We start from the raw sequence: 17685 nt of genomic DNA on the forward strand, positions 1-17685 counted from the left end.
GCCGGTGGTTAGTACGGAAGACGCACTCCCTTGTGGGGTGGGTGTTCCTGGAACGCTTCGGTGAGGTATCCGGTGGGTAGTGTTTGGCACACTGTTGGGTCCTGAGACAACAGGACCATGGCCTGTGTCTGCCTCCTTTTGGGGGTGGGTGCGGGGTGTGGGTTTTGTGTGTTTCTGGCTTCCTGGCTGCGACGCCCTGGACACTGTCGACCTTCTGCTTTTGGCAGGGGGTTGGTGTGTGGGGTGTGTGGTACGGGGTTGTTGTTTGAGAACTACATAGTGGACGCGAGCATCTTTTATAAGAAGCAATTTCCAAGAATATGAACCTGGATCTGGCTGCGCTTGATGGTACTGCCCTTTGGGGTGGTGTTGTTGTGGTGTGGTTGGTTTCTGTGGTTCTCTCGAAATTACTCCTTGATCTTTTGTGGTCAAGTTTTTAAGAGCACACGGTGGATGCCTTGGCATTAGGAGCCGAAGAAGGACGTAGGAATCTGCGATAAGCCTGGGGGAGTCGATAACCGGACTGTGATCCCAGGGTGTCCGAATGGGGAAACCCCGCCAGGGGCGCGAGTTGCCTGGTGACCCGCATCTGAACACATAGGGTGCGTGGAGGGAACGCGGGGAAGTGAAACATCTCAGTACCCGCAGGAAGAGAAAACAATAGTGATTCCGTTAGTAGTGGCGAGCGAACGCGGATCAGGCTAAACCGTTCCATGTGTGATAGCCGGCGGGCGTTGCATGGTCGGGGTTGTGGGACTTTCCGTTCTGTCTCTGCCGGGACAGTGGGGTGAGAGCGTGGGCATAGGTGAACGGTCTTGAAAGGCCGGCCAGAGAGGGTGTGAGCCCCGTAACCGAAATGTTTTTTACGCCGCCTGGAGAGTATCCCAAGTAGCACGGGGCCCGAGAAATCCCGTGCGAATCTGTCAGGACCACCTGATAAGCCTAAATACTCCCTAATGACCGATAGCGGACCAGTACCGTGAGGGAAAGGTGAAAAGTACCCCGGGAGGGGAGTGAAACAGTACCTGAAACCGTGTGCTTACAATCCGTCGGAGCAGCCTTGTAGTTGTGACGGCGTGCCTTTTGAAGAATGAGCCTGCGAGTTAGTGTTACGTCGCGAGGTTAACCCGTGTGGGGAAGCCGTAGCGAAAGCGAGTCTGAATAGGGCGTTGCAGTGGCGTGATCTAGACCCGAAGCGAAGTGATCTACCCATGGCCAGGTTGAAGCGACGGTAAGACGTCGTGGAGGACCGAACCCACTTCAGTTGAAAATGGAGGGGATGAGCTGTGGGTAGGGGTGAAAGGCCAATCAAACTTCGTGATAGCTGGTTCTCCCCGAAATGCATTTAGGTGCAGCGTTGCGTGTTTCTTATCGGAGGTAGAGCTACTGGATGGCTAATGGGCCCTACAAGGTTACTGACGTCAGCCAAACTCCGAATGCCGGTAAGTGAGAGCGCAGCAGTGAGACTGTGGGGGATAAGCTTCATAGTCGAGAGGGAAACAGCCCAGACCACCAACTAAGGCCCCTAAGCGTGTGCTAAGTGGGAAAGGATGTGGAGTTGCGAAGACAACCAGGAGGTTGGCTTAGAAGCAGCCATCCTTAAAAGAGTGCGTAATAGCTCACTGGTCAAGTGATTCCGCGCCGACAATGTAGCGGGGCTCAAGTACACCGCCGAAGTTGTGGCATTCAGATTTTTGCTAAGCCCTTGTGGTTCAGGCGTCTGGATGGGTAGGGGAGCGTCGTGTGGGCAGTGAAGTCGCGGTGTAAACCAGCGGTGGAGCCTACACGAGTGAGAATGCAGGCATGAGTAGCGAAAGACGGGTGAGAAACCCGTCCGCCGAATGATCAAGGGTTCCAGGGTCAAGCTAATCTGCCCTGGGTAAGTCGGGACCTAAGGCGAGGCCGACAGGCGTAGTCGATGGACAACGGGTTGATATTCCCGTACCGGCGAAAAACCGCCCATGTTGAACAGGGGATACTAACCGCCCGAGACCTGCCCGATCATCCTTGTGGTGTGAGGGTTTTGGTGGAGCGCGGGACCGAAACCTGGGAGGCAAGCGTATTAACAGGTGTGACGCAGGAAGGTAGCCGGGCCGGGCGATGGTTGCCCCGGTCTAAGGATGTAGGGCGAACGGTAGGCAAATCCGCTGTTCATGATGCCTGAGACCCGATGGGACCCCCGTATGGGGGGATCCGGTGATCCTATGCTGCCGAGAAAAGCATCGACGCGAGGTTTTAGCCGCCCGTACCCCAAACCGACACAGGTGATCAGGTAGAGAATACTAAGGCGATCGAGAGAATTATGGTTAAGGAACTCGGCAAAATGCCCCCGTAACTTCGGGAGAAGGGGGGCCCCTATCGTGATGGACACTAGCTGTCCGGAGCGTGGCGGGGCCGCAGAGACCAGGGGGAAGCGACTGTTTACTAAAAACACAGGTCCGTGCGAAGTCGCAAGACGATGTATACGGACTGACTCCTGCCCGGTGCTGGAAGGTTAAGAGGACCGGTTAGCCGCAAGGCGAAGCTGAGAATTTAAGCCCCAGTAAACGGCGGTGGTAACTATAACCATCCTAAGGTAGCGAAATTCCTTGTCGGGTAAGTTCCGACCTGCACGAATGGAGTAACGACTTCCCCGCTGTCTCAACCATAAACTCGGCGAAATTGCAGTACGAGTAAAGATGCTCGTTACGCGCAGCAGGACGGAAAGACCCCGAGACCTTTACTATAGTTTGGTATTGGTGTTCGGAGTGGCTTGTGTAGGATAGGTGGGAGACGTTGAAGCCCGGACGCCAGTTCGGGTGGAGTCATCGTTGAAATACCACTCTGGTCACTTTGGACATCTAACTTCGGCCCGTAATCCGGGTCAGGGACAGTGCCTGATGGGTAGTTTAACTGGGGCGGTTGCCTCCTAAAAAGTAACGGAGGCGCCCAAAGGTTCCCTCAGCCTGGTTGGCAATCAGGTGTCGAGTGTAAGTGCACAAGGGAGCTTGACTGTGAGAGAGACATCTCGAGCAGGGACGAAAGTCGGGACTAGTGATCCGGCGGTACATTGTGGAATGGCCGTCGCTCAACGGATAAAAGGTACCTCGGGGATAACAGGCTGATCTTGCCCAAGAGTCCATATCGACGGCATGGTTTGGCACCTCGATGTCGGCTCGTCGCATCCTGGGGCTGGAGTAGGTCCCAAGGGTTGGGCTGTTCGCCCATTAAAGCGGTACGCGAGCTGGGTTTAGAACGTCGTGAGACAGTTCGGTCCCTATCCGCTGCGCGCGCAGGAAATTTGAGAAGGGCTGTCCTTAGTACGAGAGGACCGGGACGGACGAACCTCTGGTGTGTCAGTTGTACTGCCAAGTGCACCGCTGATTAGCTACGTTCGGATGGGATAACCGCTGAAAGCATCTAAGCGGGAAGCTCGCTTCAAGATGAGATTTCCATACACCTTGTGTGTGAGAGGCCCCCAGCCAGACCACTGGGTTGATAGGCCGGATGTGGAAGCGAGGACTAAAGACTCGTGAAGCTGACCGGTACTAATAGGCCGATAACTTACACCACACACCACCCCCAAACACTGTTTGCCGGGGTGGGTATGAAGAACAAGACTGCTTGCGTCCACTATGTGGTTCCCAACCAACAAACCCACCACGGGTGAGTTGCGTTGCACGGAACCGAATATAATTGAATACAACACCACACTGCCCTAAAAGAGCAGAGTTGTAACCAAAAGTCTTCCCACCAACCCCGCACGGGGTTCGGTCCGGGTAACAGGGTTACGGCGGTCATAGCGTGGGGGAAACGCCCGGTCCCATTCCGAACCCGGAAGCTAAGACCCACAGCGCCGATGGTACTGCACCCGGGAGGGTGTGGGAGAGTAGGTCACCGCCGGACAACCATTAGGTCGAGAGCCTCCAACCACACGGTTGGAGGCTCTCCCACTTTAACCGGCTCTTCAAGGTTTATGGGGAAATTGATTCCGCGGATGAGTGTCATGCCGCCGTCCGGACGGCACTGGTCATGAGGATAATCGATTTGTAGTTCCCTGCGTTGCGGTAGCCGCGGGCGGTGCGTTTGATGTGTTTGATTCCGGTGTTGTTGGCTTCGACCTTGCCGGTTGTGGCGCCGGTGACGATGAGGACTTCGATCTCGTTCCACCACCGGCAGACAGTGCGGTAGAGCTTGTTCGTCTCCGGCCTTCCGGCGGCTTCAACGAGGGTCATGAGTTCCTCTTTCGCCGCGGCGGCGTCAGCCAGCGAGTTGGTGCGCAGCAGCGCCCGCAGCTTTTCCTTGACCTTCCAGACTGCCTCGAGCTTGCCGGTGGCGTCATCGGCGGTGAAGACCTCAGCCAGGCGGTGGGCCGCGGGGTCAGAGAGCTTGTCGCCGGCGCGCAGGAGCAGCATCCGGTGGGCCCAGGCCTTGTCGATGCCGCGGCCGCGGCGGCCCTTGACCTGCTGGGAGAGGTTCTGCCGGGCCTCTGTCACCGCCTGGTTGGCCAGGGACACCAAGTGGAAGTGATCGACCGCGACAGCGGTGCGGGGAAGCCACATCCTCAACGCTTTCCGGAATGCGGCCGAGGGGTCGATCGCAACGACCTGCACGCCCAGCCGCCACTGAAGCGGGCGGGCGAAGAGCCAGTCGCCAACGCCCTTGTGGTCCCGGCCATCGACCACACCCAAGACCTGCCCGGTGTCCAGATCCACGATGGTGGTCATCCACGGCTCGTGCCGGATCCACGAGCTGGAGTCCGGGTCACGGAAATACCGCACGGATCGGAACCGGTGTTCGTCGATGCCCAGCATGCGGGGGCTGAGCTCATCCACGTCCGGCAGCGTCAGAAGGCAGGCTTCGTTCAGCGCGGCACGGACCATCCACCAGGACACCGCGAACGCAGCGGCCGTCTCGGACACGGCCCTGCCGGAATTGATGACCGCATCAACGACGTGGTCCCGGAGCCGGCCCGTGGAACGGGCGCGGCGCGGGACCTGGGCGGTGGATTCAAAGAAGGAAAGCCGCGGGCAGGCCGGTTCCTCGCAATGCCAGCGGTACTTGGACCAGAGCACCTCCACGGCGCCGGCGACAGGGATATCCCGGATCCGTTGGAGGCGCCGTTCCTTCCGCCGCGTCGCGACAACACCGCAGCTCGGGCAGCCTGGTGGCTGGTCTGTTTCGACGATGATCTGGCGGCGCCCGTCTTCCAGCACGGTGACGGAGAGGACGCGGTAGTCGGGCAGGTTGAAGATGCTGGTGGCAGCGTCGAACGCCACGAAGGTAGGCTCAGTCAAGGCTCGTGGTCCTGTTCCTGGTTGAATGCTAGACACACTCATCCCAGCAGGGCCACGGGCCCCTTTTTTAGCTACGACACGAAATCAGTTCCCCACGAACCGCGAAGAGCCCTTTAACCACAACAACAACAGCACAATCGTGGCGGCCAACCGGCAGCGGGGAAGCCCGGTACTCGGCAGGCTTTAGGGCAGGCGCACTGCCGGCTCCTAGCTCGCTGCTCGACCTGGGATCGGCGGGCTTCAGGGGAGACGGTGCCGGCCCTTGCCCCTAGCTGCCGGAACGGAGAGAGCTCGACAGGCGACAGGGAGGCTTACGCGGGTCCTGGGCCCGTTGTTTGAGCTGGGGTAGGTACACCGCCCGGTGGTCATTGCTCAGTGCCCGGTCCCCGCAGCCCGGCGCCCACGCCGGCGGCACGGCAACAGCGCGGCCGCAGCCACTTCATCAGGGGCGCTGCGGAGCCATTCCCGCCCACGGTCCCGGCGATTCTTCGGTGGCCCGGCATCCGGCCGGTGGTGCGCCGGCTGGGGGTGATGGTGCTGATGCGTCCGCTGAGGGCTGAAATGGGCCGTCCAAACCCCCGCGAAGTCGTGATTTTGGCCAAAAAAGCGCGAAAACACGCGGAATTTTGTCTCCTCGCGGGCGCCTAGCTGGTAAGTTTTCGAAGAGTGGCTTGCTCGCGCACTGCGGGCAGGCTTCAGAAATTAGATCAGTCCAGGAGGACATACATGGCTAAGAACCGTAGTGAACTTGTTTCAGAGGTAGCTGGCAAGGCCGGCACCAGCCAGGCAGCCGTCAACTCCGTGCTCGATGCACTGTTCGAGGTTTTCGAGACCTCTGTCGCCGCGGGCGAAAAGATCACCATCCCGGGCTGGCTCGCCGTTGAGCGCACCGACCGCGCTGCCCGCACCGGCCGCAACCCGCAGACCGGCGAGACCATTCAGATCGCCGCCGGCCACAGCGTCAAGCTGACCGCAGGCTCCAAGCTGAAGGCCGCCGTCGCCAAGAAGAAGTAGTCTTCTTCCACGCTTGAAGGAGCGGCAACCCCTCGCGGGTTGCCGCTCCTTTGCGTTTAACCAACCCGCCAGCGGCCGGCCCGCCGTGACCCCGGATTCGGCCCGGCGGCGGCAGTAGCGGACAATGGAACTGTGCCTTTTGCTACGAGAACCCAGAGCCCGGCAGCGTCCTCCCGGCCGGGCGGACCGGCTGGCTCCGGCGCCGGCACCCCTGGCATCACGCAACCGTGGCTGTGGGCCGGGCTGGCGGCACTCTTCGCCGCCCTGATCGCCGGACTGCTGTTCTCCGGCGCGGCGGGCGCCCGCGCGGTCTCCGACCCCGGCGCCCTTGTCCGCTGGGGCCTGCCGGTCACCAAGGCGCTGCACAACATCTCGATCGCGACCGTGATCGGCGGCCTCCTCTTCGCCGTCGGCATCCTGCCGCGGAACTCCACCCGCAAGGCCTCCCGGGACAGGAACGCCCCCGAACACCCCGCCTTCACTCGGGCGCTGGCCGTCACGGCGATCGCCGGCGTCGTCTGGACGCTGTCCGCCGTCGCCGTCCTGGTGCTCAGCTACGCCGACATCGCCGGCCAGACCCTCGCGGGCGACCCGCAATTCACCAAGTCACTGGTCTACTACATGACGGACATCGACACCGGCAGGGCCTGGCTCGCCGTCGTCATCATCGCCGCCGTCGTGACCACCGCACTCTTCGGCATCCGCTCCCGGGGCGCGCTGGCCATCACGCTGGTGATCGCCGCGGGCGGCCTGATCCCGCAGGCGCTGATCGGCCACTCCGCCAGCTCGAACGACCATGAGGGCGCCATCAACTCCCTGGCCCTGCACCTGGCCGGTGTGTCCGCCTGGGTGGGCGGCATCATCGTGCTCGCCCTCCTCTCCCAAATTCTCACCAGCTCCGGCGGCAAGGCCGACATCACCGAGCCCACCCTGCGGCGGTTCTCCGCTCTGGCCGGATTCGCCTTCGCCCTGGTCTTCGGCTCGGGCATCGTCAACGCCAGCATCCGGGTCTCCAGCTGGGCCGACCTCTTCGGCTCCCCCTACGGGCAGTTGATCATGGCCAAGGCCGCGGCCACCCTGGTCCTCGGCGGCGTGGGCTTCATGCATCGGCGGTGGGTCATCCCTCAGCTGGGCGCCACGGGCCACGGCAAGACGGCCCGCCGGGTGCTCTGGCAGCTGATCGCCGTCGAACTGCTGATCATGGGCGCCACCTCCGGCCTGGCGGTGGCCCTCGGCCGCTCGGCCCCGCCGCAGCCCACCACCTTCGCCCCCGACGCCTCCCCGGCATTCATCCTCTCCGGCTACGAACTGCCGCCCGAGCTGACCCCGGAGCGCTGGCTCACCGAATGGCGCTTCGACTGGCTCTGGGTGGCCGTGGCCGCCGCCGGCCTGGTCTCCTACCTGCTGGGCGTCCGGAAGGTCACCAAGCGGGGCGATTCCTGGTCCTGGTTCCGGACGGCGAACTGGATCATCGGCCTGGTCGTCCTGACCTACATCACCTCCGGGCCGCCGGCGGTTTACGGCCGGGTGCTGTTCTCCGCGCACATGGTGGACCACATGGCCCTGACCATGGTGGCGCCCATCTTCCTGGTCCTCGGCGCCCCGGTGACCCTCGCGCTGCGCGCCCTCACCGCGCGCCGTGACAGCTCACGCGGCCCGCGGGAATGGCTGCTGATCTTCGTGCACTCGAAGTTCTCCCAGCTGGTCACGCACCCGCTCTTCGCCGCCGCGAACTTCGCCGGGTCCATCATCCTGTTCTACTTCTCGGACGCGTTCGGCTACGCCATGCGCGACCACGTGGGCCACGAGCTGATGAACCTGCACTTCCTCCTGACCGGCTACATCTTCGTGCTCACCATGATTGGCATCGATCCGCTGCCGCGCCGCGCCGCGTACCCGATGCGCCTGTTGCTGCTGCTGGCCACGATGGGCTTCCACGCCTTCTTCGGCGTCTCCATCATGGGTGGCACCGGGTTGCTGGCCGCGGACTACTTCGGCAACCTCGGCCGGGCCTGGGGACAGTCGGCCCTGCTGGACCAGCAGACCGGCGGTGCCGTGGCCTGGGGCATCGGCGAGGTACCCACCCTGCTGGTGGCGATCGGCGTCGCCGTCCAGTGGTCCCGCTCCGACGCGCGCGAATCGAAGCGCACCGACCGCGCCGCGGACAGGAATAACGACGCCGATCTCACCGCTTACAACGATATGTTTGCCAAGCTCGCCGAACGCGACGCGAAGCTGGCCGACCGAATCTCCAAGCTGGAAGGACGCTGATGAGCGAAACAGTACGCACCCACCACCGGGTCCGGGCCTCCGAACTCGTGGGACGCGGCTGGTTGAACACCGGCGGCAAGTCCCTGGACCTCGAATCCCTGCGCGGCAAGATCGTGCTCCTGGATTTCTGGACCTTCTGCTGCATCAACTGCCTGCACGTCCTGGACGAGCTGCGCCCCCTCGAGCAGGAGTACTCGGACGTCCTGGTGACCGTGGGCGTGCACTCGCCCAAGTTCGAGCACGAGGCGGACCCGGTGGCCCTCGCCGCCGCCGTCGAACGCTACGAGATCCGCCACCCGGTCCTGGACGACCCGGAGCTGGAGACCTGGAAGGCGTACACCGCCCGCGCTTGGCCCACCTTGGTGGTCGTCGACCCCGAGGGCTACATCGTGGCGCACCTCTCCGGTGAGGGTCACGCCGACGGCCTCGCCGTGCTGATCCCCGAACTCATCGCTGAACACGAGGCCAAGGGCACCCTGCACCGCGGCGACGGCCCCTACGTCGCGCCGGAACCGACGTCGGGCACCCTGCGCTTCCCCGGCAAGGCCCTTTACCTGCCCGCCGGCCGCGGCTCCGATGCCGCCGGCGACGCCGGGTCCTGGCTGGTCACCGACACCGGCCACCACCGCCTGGTGGAACTCTCTACCGACTTCGAGACGGTGCTGGGCACCTACGGCTCGGGCGAGAAGGGGTACGCCGACGGCGGCCCCGCCGACGCCCGCTTCAACGAGCCCCAGGGCCTGGTGCTGCTGCCCCAGGAGGTGGCCGACCAGGCCGGCTACGACGTCGTGATTGCCGACTCGGTGAACCACCGGCTCCGCGGGCTCTCGCTCCGCACCGGTGACGCAACCACCCTGGCCGGCAACGGAATCCAGCGGCTGCTCGAGACCGGGCCGGCCCGCGTGGACGAGGAGGGTGCCGCCTACGGTGCCCCGCTGGAAGCCGATCCGCTGAAGGTGGCGCTCAGCTCGCCGTGGGACGTCGTCTGGTCCGCGAAGCTCAACGCCGTGGTCGTGGCCATGGCCGGTGTGCACCAGATCTTCGGCTTCGACCCGCTGACCGGGGCCGTCACCATCGTCGCCGGCAACGGCCTCGAGGGGCTCCTGGACGGCCCGGCCGCCGAGGCCTGGTTCGCCCAGTCCTCCGGCCTCGCCGAAGACGCCGACGGCAACATCTGGGTGGCAGACTCCGAGACCTCCGCGCTCCGGAAGCTGGTGATCGGCGAGGACCGCAGCGTCACCGTCGAGTCCGCCGTGGGCAAGGGCCTGTTCGACTTCGGTTTCCGTGACGGCCCGGCCGCCGAGGCGCGGCTCCAGCACCCGCTGGGCGTCACCGTGCTGCCCGACGGCTCCGTGGCCATCGCCGACACCTACAACGGCGCTGTCCGCCGCTACGACCCGGCCACCGGAACCGTGTCCACCCTGGCCCGCGGCCTGTCCGAGCCCTCCGACGTGATTGTGGATCACACCCACGTGGCCGGCGAGGAGCCGCTGCTGGTGGTGGTCGAGGCCAACAAGCACCAGCTCGTGTACGTGCCGATCCCCAAGGAAGCCCAGCAGGTGGACGAGGGAGCCGCCCAGACGCAGCGGCCTAAGAGCCCGGTGGCGCCCGGGCTGCTGTCCCTCACGGTCCGCTTCAACGCCCCGACCGGGCAGAAGCTGGACGACCGCTGGGGCGACCCGACGCAGCTGAAGATCTCCTCCACCCCGCCGGAGCTGCTGGTGGCCGGCGGCGGGACCTCCGTGGGGCTGCTCCGCACCCTGGAGCTAGCCTCCGATGTCCCCGAGGGCGTCCTGCACATCACGGCCCGCGCGGCCGCCTGTGACGGCCCCGAGGACGCCGACGGCGAGATCCCGGACCATGCGGCCTGCCACCTGTACCAGCAGGACTGGGGCATCCCGGTGACCTTGCAGCCCGACGGTGATACCGAACTGGTGCTGGATCTACGCGGAATGGACTAAGGCGACTGGGCCGGTCCGGGTCTGACCCGGACCGGCCCTTTTATGCCTCCGCTTGCCGCTGGCCGGCTGGTTGGTATTGGGCCGGGGAGGGCAAAGACGGGCCGGTCCGGCGCCGACGTTGTCCACATGGGCCCTTTTGTGGCCATCGGGGCCGGCGGGCCACCCGCAGAGTGGGGCCATGGATCCCGTGCATATACCGGGAACCGGGGACCGAGCGCCCAAAGAAGGGCCAGTCCGGAGCGTCGGCCGCAGAAAAACTAGCCGGTCAGCTGCGGGGTCAGCTTCACCGAGTCCCCGTCGACGTCCAGCCGGGCGGTGAAGCTGAAGTCGTGCACCGCGTTCAGTTCGGTGACGGCGCCGGTGAAGAGGTCCACCTGCCGGGCCTTGATCCGGGCCTTGCCGTCCAGTGGCGCCACCACCCAGCGGCCGCCGAAGGGTTCGATGCTGACCACCGGGTAGTCGGTGATGCTCCAGTCGATGGTGCCGTCCACCACCCGGTTGTTGGTGGCGTGGTAGAACGGGCAGTCCGGCTGGAGCTGCTGCTTCTTGTCCGCCTGGTCCGCGCAGGTGTCCAGGAATTCCTTGACCTTGGCCGTGACGGCGCCCTTGAGCCCGTCGGTGGCGCGGGTCAGCAGGTTCAGCGGCGCGGCCGGGGCGTCCTTGCCGGTCAGCGTGGTCCGGGAAGGGGGCGCCGCGAAGTACTGGCTGTTCAGGGACGCCTCGTACTGGCCGGGGTAAAACACGGCAAAGCTGTTGCGGCCGTTGGGCATGTTGACCGGAACCCCGTTGAGGGCGGCGTGGTTGGAGTTGACCACGGTGACGTCCAGGACGGGCAGCGTGGTGGGTACGAAGGCCCAGTCCCGGAAGAACAGCCATTGCGGGTCCGAGCCCTGGAGCAGGAACTCCGTGCGCTGGCGGCTGCCGTCGATGCTGTAGTCGATCGGCACCATCACCCGGTTGCCGCCCCGGTCCTCCGCGCGGCCCACCGAGACGTCGGAGAGGCGCGCCGCGGCCGCCTTCAGGCCGGCGCCATCCAGCATGGCGGCGTTGCTCTTGGGGACGGAGGCGTGCAGCAGGCCGAGGGCTTTGGCGCCCTCACCTTGGCGGAGCGCGTCCAGATATTCGCGCACCGGCTGTTGCGGGCTGGCCAGGGAATTGTTCACGACGTTGATGGCGACGACGGCGCCGGCCACTGCCAGCATCAGGCCCAGCAGCCACAGGGCTGCGGTTTTGACGACGGCCTGACTCATCTGCACGACTCTTACGTTACCTGCCGCCCCGCCAAATCCCGGTGTCACGACGTCCGTGCATGACGGCCGGACGCGCCCAGAGAAGCCCCAGCCAGACCCCAGAGAGGCCGGAGTCAGGCCAACAGCCGGGCGCTCCCAGCCTGCACCCCACAGGCGTCAGCGGCGACGGCTCCGGGAAGACGTGCCGAAGACGCCGCGCAGCAGTTCGCGGCCCAGCTGGGTGCCCAAGGACCGGGCCATGCTCTTCAGCCCGCCGCCGAGCGCACCGCCCAGGGCGCCGGCCAGGTCACCGGCCATGCCGCCGCCCTGCTGCGGGGCGGGCGGGGCCTGCGGGGCACGGCGGGGTTCGGGAGCGGGGGCCGGGCGGCTGCTCGGGCGGCCAAGGATCTCCTCCTCGATCCGCCGCGCGTCGGCGTCGACGTCGGTGGGCGTGCCGGCCGGGGTAGCCCCGGTCTCCGGCGCCGAGGCCGGGCCGGCGGCCGGACCCGTGGGTGCGGCGGCCTTGCCGGAGAGCTTCTCGTAGGCCGAGACGTTGTCGACGGCGGTGCCGTACGCGGCCAGCAGCGACGAGGCCGCCACGGTGCTGGCCACCAGGGCGGCCTCGCTGGGACCCATCACGGATTCCGGCGCGCGCAGCCGGGTCAGCGCCACCGGGGTGGGTGCACCCTTCTCGTTCATGACGGTGATGACGGCCTCGCCGATGCCCGCCGTGGTCAGGGTTTCCTCAAGGTCGTAGTCGCTGACCGGGAAGGTCGAGACGGTGGCCTTGAGGGCCTTGGCATCCTCCGGGGTGAAGGCCCGCAGGGCGTGCTGGACCCGGTTGGCCAGCTGGCCCAGGACGTCGGCGGGGACATCCTTCGGGGTCTGGGTCACGAAGAAGATGCCGACGCCCTTGGAGCGGATCAGCCGCACGGTGGTGGTGATGGCATCGAGGAAGGCCTTGGAGGCGCCGTTGAAGAGCAGGTGCGCCTCGTCGAGGAAGAAGACCAGCTTCGGCTTGTCCAGGTCCCCGGCCTCGGGCAGGTCCTCGAACAGGTCCGCCAGCAGCCACATCAGGAAGGTGGAGAACAGCATCGGCTTGGTCTGCAGGGTGGGCAGTTCCAGGCAGGAGACCACGCCGCGGCCGTCGGGGGCGGTGCGGAGCAGCTCGGCGGTGTTGAACTCGGGCTCGCCGAAGAACTTCTCCATGCCCTGGGCCTCGAGGGTGATCAGTTCGCGGAGGATGACGCCGGCGGTGGCCTTGGAGAGCCCGCCGAGGTCCTGGAGGGCTTCCTTGCCCTCATCGGAGGTGAGGAACTGGATGACCGCGCGGAGGTCCTTGAGGTCGATCAGTTCGAGGTTGTTCTTGTCCGCGAAGTGAAAGACCAGTTGCAGGCTGGATTCCTGGGTCTCGTTCAGGTCCATGATCCGGGAGAGCAGGATCGGGCCGAAGGAGGTGACCGTGGCGCGGACCGGGACGCCGGCGCCGTCGCCGCCGAGGGCGAGGAATTCCACCGGGAAGGTCTTGCCGGACCACGGCTGGCCGATGCTGTCGGTGCGGGCCTTGAGTTTCTCGGAGCCGGCGGCCGCGGTGGCGAGGCCGGAGAGGTCGCCCTTGATGTCCGCGAGGAACACCGGGACCCCAGCGGTGGAGAGCTGTTCGGCCATCATGTGCAGCGTCACGGTCTTGCCCGTGCCGGTGGCGCCGGCCACCAGGCCGTGCCGGTTCATCATGGCCAGCGGCAGGCGGACCGGTGCTTCCTTGTGCAGCTCGCCGTCGACGATCGCTGCTCCCAGCTCAATCGTGGGACCCTCCAGGGTGTATCCCTTTTGGAGTGTGGCTACTTTATCTGCGGTGGATTTGATCGCCATGCGGCTAGCTTAGCCGGGTCCGGTTGCCCGGACCCGGCGTCGGCCGTAATTACTTTGCGTCGGTGAGAGCCTTGATGACTTCCTGGGCCACGTCCGCGCTGGACTGCGGGTTCTGGCCGCTGATCAGGTTGCCGTCCCGGATCACGTGGGAGGTCCAGGCTCCGCCGTTGTCCACGACGGCGCCCTTGTTCTTGAGCTCGTCCTCGACGAACCACGGGGTGTTCTCGCCGGTGCCGCCGCCGAGTTCCTCCTCGTTGGTGAAGACGGTGACGCGGCGGCCGGCGAAGGCGAAGGTGCCGTCGCCGTCGACCGCGCTGAGCAGGCCGGCGGGGCCGTGGCAGAACGGGGCGATGATCTTGCCGTCGTTGTTGGCCTGGGTCAGGAGTTTGCCGAGGGATGCGTCCTGGTACAGGTCGGCCATCGGGCCGTGGCCGCCGGGCATGACCACGGCGTCGTAGCCGGAGAGGTCGACGTCGGCGAGCACCAGCGGGGAGGAGAGCTCGCCGTCGATCTGCTCCAGGTAGGAGCGGAAGCCGTCCGCGCGCTCCTGGCCGCCGGCCTGGTCCGCCTGCAGGCTGACCTGGTCCACGGTGGGCTTGGTGCCGCCGGGGGTGGCGATGTGGACGGTGTGGCCGGCCTTGATCAGTTCCTGGTGGGAGACGACGAGCTCCTCGGCCCAGAAGCCGGTGGGGTGCTGGCTGCCGTCACGCATGGTGAGGGAATCGGCGGCGGATACGACCATCAGGATGTTGGCCATGGTGTGCTCCTGTTCTGCCGGGCGGGCCCGGCGGTGGGTTTATGAGGGGGAAGGTGGTCTAGCGGGCGTTGTTGAGCTCGGCGAAGGTGGCGTCATCGAGGACGACGCCGGCAGCCGCGAGGTTTTCCTCCAGGTGCTTGATGGAGCCGGTGCCGGGGATGGGCGTCATGACGGGGGAGCGGCGCAGCAGCCAGGCCAGGGCCACCTGCGAGGTGGTGGCGCCGAGACGCTTGGCGGCCTCGTCCAGCGGTCCGCCCGGCCGGGCGAGTTCGCCGGCGGAGATGGGGGCCCAGGGGATGAAACCGATGCCCTTCTCCTCGGCGTAGTCCAGGACGTCCTCGGAGCTGCGGTCGGTCAGGTTGTAGCGGTTCTGCACGGTGGAGACGGTGAAGTGCTTGCCTGCCTGTTCGAGTTCGGCGACGCTGACCTGGGACAGGCCCAGGGCCTTCACCTTGCCCTCGTCCAGCAGCTCGCGGAGCACGCCGAACTGCTCCTCGGCGTCGACCTTGGGGTCGATCCGGTGCAGCTGCAGCAGGCCCAGGGCGTCGACCTTGAGCTTGCGCAGGCTCAGTTCGGTCTGCTGGCGCAGGTACTCGGGACGGCCGACGGGGATCCACTGGTCCGGCCCGGTGCGCGTGAAGCCCACCTTCGTGGCGATCTTCAGGCCCGCCGGATACGGGTGCAGCGCCTCGGCCAGGATTTCCTCGCTGATGTTGGGGCCGTAGGAGTCGGCGGTGTCGATGAAGTCGACGCCGAGGTCGACGGCGCGGCGGACGACGGCGACGGCGGCGGCACGGTCGGCCGGCTCGCCCCATACGCCGTCGCCGACGATGCGCATGGCACCGAAGCCGAGCCGGTGGACGGTTCCGACGCCCGGCAGGTCGATCGTGGCGGATACTTCCTGGTGCTCTGTTGTCTCGTGGCTCATGGCAAGGCCAACACAGTAAGGGTGCTGAGTATTCCGCCGGTGTGGCGGCCGCAACGGAGATTGGCAGAAATAAGACGGGCACCGCCGTCGTTGCCACCTATAGGCGCCCGGCCGCAGGACGGCCCGGCATTCCTCACACTGCACTTCCCACACTTTCCGCTACGAAAGGCCGGCTTTTCCGTGACTGTTCCGCTTTCCATCCTTGACCTCGCAATCATCGGCAAGGGCCAGACGGCGGCAGAGAGCTTCGCCGGCAGCGTTGCCATGGCGCAGCGGGCCGAGGAGCTGGGCTACCGCCGCATCTGGTACGCCGAGCACCACAACATGTCCACGATCGCCTCCTCCGCGACCAGCGTCCTGATCGCCCACGTCGCGTCGCAGACCAAGAGCATCCGGCTCGGCGCCGGCGGCGTCATGCTGCCTAACCACTCTCCGCTGACCATCGCCGAGCAGTTCGGCACCCTGGAGACGCTGCATCCGGGCCGGATCGACCTGGGCCTGGGCCGTGCCCCCGGCAGCGACCAGAACACCATGCGGGCGCTGCGCCGCGACCCGATGAGCGCCGACAGCTTCCCGCAGGACGTGCTGGAGCTGCAGGGCTACCTCACCGGCAACAGCCGGATCCAGGGCGTGGAGGCCATCCCGGGCAAGGGCACCAACGTGCCGCTGTACATCCTGGGCTCGTCCCTCTTCGGCGCCCGCCTGGCCGCGCAGCTGGGCCTGCCGTACGCGTTCGCCTCGCACTTCGCGCCGAACGCGCTGCAGGACGCCGTCGCGATCTACCGCCGCGAGTTCCGGCCCTCCGAGCAGCTGGACGCCCCGCACGTGATCGCCGCCGTGAACGTGATCGCCGCGGACTCCGCCTCCGACGCGCAGGAGATGTTCCAGGCCACCAAGCGGGCCCGGGTGTCCCTGTTCTTCGGCAACGGCCGGGTCTTCAGCGACGACGAGGCGGACATGATCCTGGACTCCCCGCAGGGCCAGCACATGGCGCAGATGATGAAGTACTCCGCCGTCGGCACCCCCGACGCCGTCATGGAGTACCTGGACGGCTTCACGAAGCACGCCGACGCCGACGAGCTGATTGTGGCGCACCAGAGCCCCCGGGTCGAGGACCGGCTCCGGTCCGTGGAACTGCTCGCCGAGGTTGCCGGGCTGGCCAGGGTCTAGCCCTAGGCCTCCTCGAACGCCGGCTCGCGCCGGGCGCCCTCGGCCGCGGTGACCGGGAAGATGTGCGGCGCGGTGAAGCCCGCCTTGTCGAAGGCCTCGAGCACGCCGCGGGCGACGGTTTCGGCGTCGGCGTCCCGGACCAGGGCGATGGCCGCCCCGCCGAACCCGCCGCCGGTCATCCGCGCCCCAATCGCCCCCAGGGACTGGGCGGTGGCGACCGCGAGGTCCAGTTCCGGGGTGGAGATCTCGAAGTCGTCCCGCATGGAGACGTGTGAGGCGTTCAGGAACGGTCCGATGGCGGCGGCGCCGTGGCTGCGCAGGGTGGCCACCGTGTCCAGGACCCGCTGGTTTTCGGTGATGATGTGCCGGACCCGGCGGAACGTCACCGGCTCCAGGGTGGCTTCGGCGCGGGGCAGGTCCTCGGGGCCCAGGCCGCGCAGGCTGCCCACGCCCATCGCCTCCGCGCCCTCCTCGCAGGAGCGGCGGCGGCTGGCGTACCCGCCGTCGGAGTGCGAGTGGCTGGTCCGGGTGTCGATGACCAGCAGGCCCACGCCGGCGGCCTCGAACCCGAGCGGGACGATCTCCGTCACCAGGCTCTGGCAGTCCAGCAGGATCCCGTGGTCCGGTTCGCCCAGCAGCGACGCGGACTGGTCCATGATGCCGGTGGGTGCGCCGACCACGCGGTTCTCCGCGAGCTGGCCGATCCGGGCGAGCTCCTGCCGGTCCAGGCCCGCGTCCCAGAGCTCGTTCAGGGCCAAGGCCACGGAGCATTCGATCGCGGCGGAGGAGGACAGGCCGGCGCCGGCGGGAACGTCCGAGGTGAGCGCCAGGTCCACGCCGGGCAGCTGCGCGACGTCGCGGCCGGCGCTCCGCAGCGCCTCCGCCATGGCCCAGGCGACGCCGAGGGGGTAGCCGGACCAGCCCTGCAGTGCGTCGGGGTCCAGGCCGTCAAGTCCGACGACGACGACGCCGGGGAAGGAATCGCTGGCCACCCGCAGCCGCCGGTCCTCCCGGCGGGATGCGGCGACGGCGGCGCGCTTCTCGATCGCGATGGGGAAGGCGAAACCGTCGTTGTAGTCGGTGTGCTCGCCGATGAGGTTCACACGGCCCGGGGCGGACCAGACCCCCTCGGGCTGGTGGCCGAACTGGCCGGCGAAGTAGTCGCGTCCCTGCTGGGAGAGTTCAGTCATGGCGGGTGGTTCTTCCT

10 protein-coding genes and 2 rRNA genes are annotated in these 17685 nt (G+C 66.2%); 6 read left to right on the forward strand and 6 right to left on the reverse strand.

Annotated features, from left to right (window positions below):
- Positions 1 to 426 precede the first annotated feature (426 nt).
- Together ABC337_RS08870 and rrf are read left to right on the forward strand one after the other, a co-directional pair.
- A 23S ribosomal RNA gene (locus tag ABC337_RS08870) occupies positions 427 to 3552 on the forward strand.
- 216 nt (positions 3553 to 3768) lie between these two features.
- Positions 3769 to 3885: ribosomal RNA gene (gene rrf, locus ABC337_RS08875) — 5S ribosomal RNA — on the forward strand.
- A gap of 98 nt (positions 3886 to 3983) precedes the next feature.
- Here rrf and ABC337_RS08880 read toward each other — a convergent pair.
- Positions 3984 to 5276, reverse strand: coding sequence for an ISL3 family transposase (locus ABC337_RS08880; protein ID WP_412883490.1), 1293 nt, complete (start codon positions 5274 to 5276; stop codon positions 3984 to 3986).
- Between the two features lie 726 nt (positions 5277 to 6002).
- Here ABC337_RS08880 and ABC337_RS08885 point away from each other — a divergent pair.
- From ABC337_RS08885 to ABC337_RS08895, 3 genes are all read left to right on the forward strand, one after another.
- Complete coding sequence (locus ABC337_RS08885) at positions 6003 to 6290, forward strand: HU family DNA-binding protein (protein WP_056341443.1); 288 nt, start codon at positions 6003 to 6005, stop codon at positions 6288 to 6290.
- A gap of 132 nt (positions 6291 to 6422) precedes the next feature.
- Positions 6423 to 8561, forward strand: a complete 2139-nt coding sequence (locus ABC337_RS08890) for a bifunctional copper resistance protein CopD/cytochrome c oxidase assembly protein (protein ID WP_412884282.1) — start codon at positions 6423 to 6425, stop codon at positions 8559 to 8561.
- Positions 8561 to 10522, forward strand: a complete 1962-nt coding sequence (locus ABC337_RS08895; RefSeq protein WP_412884281.1) for an NHL domain-containing thioredoxin family protein — start codon at positions 8561 to 8563, stop codon at positions 10520 to 10522. The genes ABC337_RS08890 and ABC337_RS08895 overlap by 1 nt, the downstream gene beginning before the upstream one ends.
- A 257-nt stretch (positions 10523 to 10779) precedes the next feature.
- Here the strand turns inward: ABC337_RS08895 and ABC337_RS08900 are convergent, their stop codons facing one another.
- The 4 genes from ABC337_RS08900 to ABC337_RS08915 form a co-directional block, all read right to left on the reverse strand.
- Entirely contained in the window at positions 10780 to 11772 is a 993-nt protein-coding gene (locus ABC337_RS08900; RefSeq protein WP_412884960.1) for a hypothetical protein, read from the reverse strand.
- Between the two features lie 156 nt (positions 11773 to 11928).
- The gene (locus ABC337_RS08905; protein ID WP_412884280.1) at positions 11929 to 13623 is read right to left on the reverse strand and encodes a helicase HerA-like domain-containing protein; all 1695 of its coding nucleotides are present in this window, start codon (positions 13621 to 13623) and stop codon (positions 11929 to 11931) included.
- 49 nt (positions 13624 to 13672) lie between these two features.
- Complete coding sequence (locus tag ABC337_RS08910; RefSeq protein WP_412884279.1) at positions 13673 to 14380, reverse strand: type 1 glutamine amidotransferase domain-containing protein; 708 nt, start codon at positions 14378 to 14380, stop codon at positions 13673 to 13675.
- 58 nt (positions 14381 to 14438) lie between these two features.
- Entirely contained in the window at positions 14439 to 15308 is an 870-nt protein-coding gene (locus ABC337_RS08915) for an aldo/keto reductase (protein WP_412884278.1), read from the reverse strand.
- A 180-nt stretch (positions 15309 to 15488) separates the two neighbouring features.
- Between ABC337_RS08915 and ABC337_RS08920 the strand changes: the two genes are divergently transcribed.
- Positions 15489 to 16478 (forward strand): LLM class flavin-dependent oxidoreductase, encoded by a 990-nt coding sequence (locus ABC337_RS08920; RefSeq protein WP_412884277.1) that lies wholly within the window; start codon positions 15489 to 15491, stop codon positions 16476 to 16478.
- Positions 16479 to 16480: 2 nt separating this feature from the next.
- On the opposite strand, the gene galK is transcribed toward ABC337_RS08920, so the two are convergent.
- Positions 16481 to 17668 carry a galactokinase gene (gene galK, locus ABC337_RS08925; RefSeq protein ID WP_412884276.1) on the reverse strand — a complete coding sequence of 396 codons (1188 nt, stop codon included), beginning with the start codon at positions 17666 to 17668 and terminating at the stop codon, positions 16481 to 16483.
- Between the last annotated feature and the right edge of the window lie 17 nt (positions 17669 to 17685).

Origin of the sequence: Arthrobacter phoenicis (assembly GCF_047238215.1) — a bacterium.
Taxonomy (GTDB): domain Bacteria; phylum Actinomycetota; class Actinomycetes; order Actinomycetales; family Micrococcaceae; genus Arthrobacter.

What these genes read in the sequence shown, in the direction of transcription:
- ABC337_RS08885 (WP_056341443.1), top strand. Translation starts at nt 6,003, where the DNA reads ATGGCTAAGAACCGTAGTGAACTTGTTTCAGAGGTAGCTGGCAAGGCC.
- ABC337_RS08895 (WP_412884281.1), top strand. Translation starts at nt 8,561, where the DNA reads ATGAGCGAAACAGTACGCACCCACCACCGGGTCCGGGCCTCCGAACTC.
- ABC337_RS08900 (WP_412884960.1), bottom strand. Translation starts at nt 11,772, where the DNA reads ATGAGTCAGGCCGTCGTCAAAACCGCAGCCCTGTGGCTGCTGGGCCTG.
- ABC337_RS08905 (WP_412884280.1), bottom strand. Translation starts at nt 13,623, where the DNA reads ATGGCGATCAAATCCACCGCAGATAAAGTAGCCACACTCCAAAAGGGA.
- ABC337_RS08910 (WP_412884279.1), bottom strand. Translation starts at nt 14,380, where the DNA reads ATGGCCAACATCCTGATGGTCGTATCCGCCGCCGATTCCCTCACCATG.
- ABC337_RS08915 (WP_412884278.1), bottom strand. Translation starts at nt 15,308, where the DNA reads ATGAGCCACGAGACAACAGAGCACCAGGAAGTATCCGCCACGATCGAC.
- galK (WP_412884276.1), bottom strand. Translation starts at nt 17,668, where the DNA reads ATGACTGAACTCTCCCAGCAGGGACGCGACTACTTCGCCGGCCAGTTC.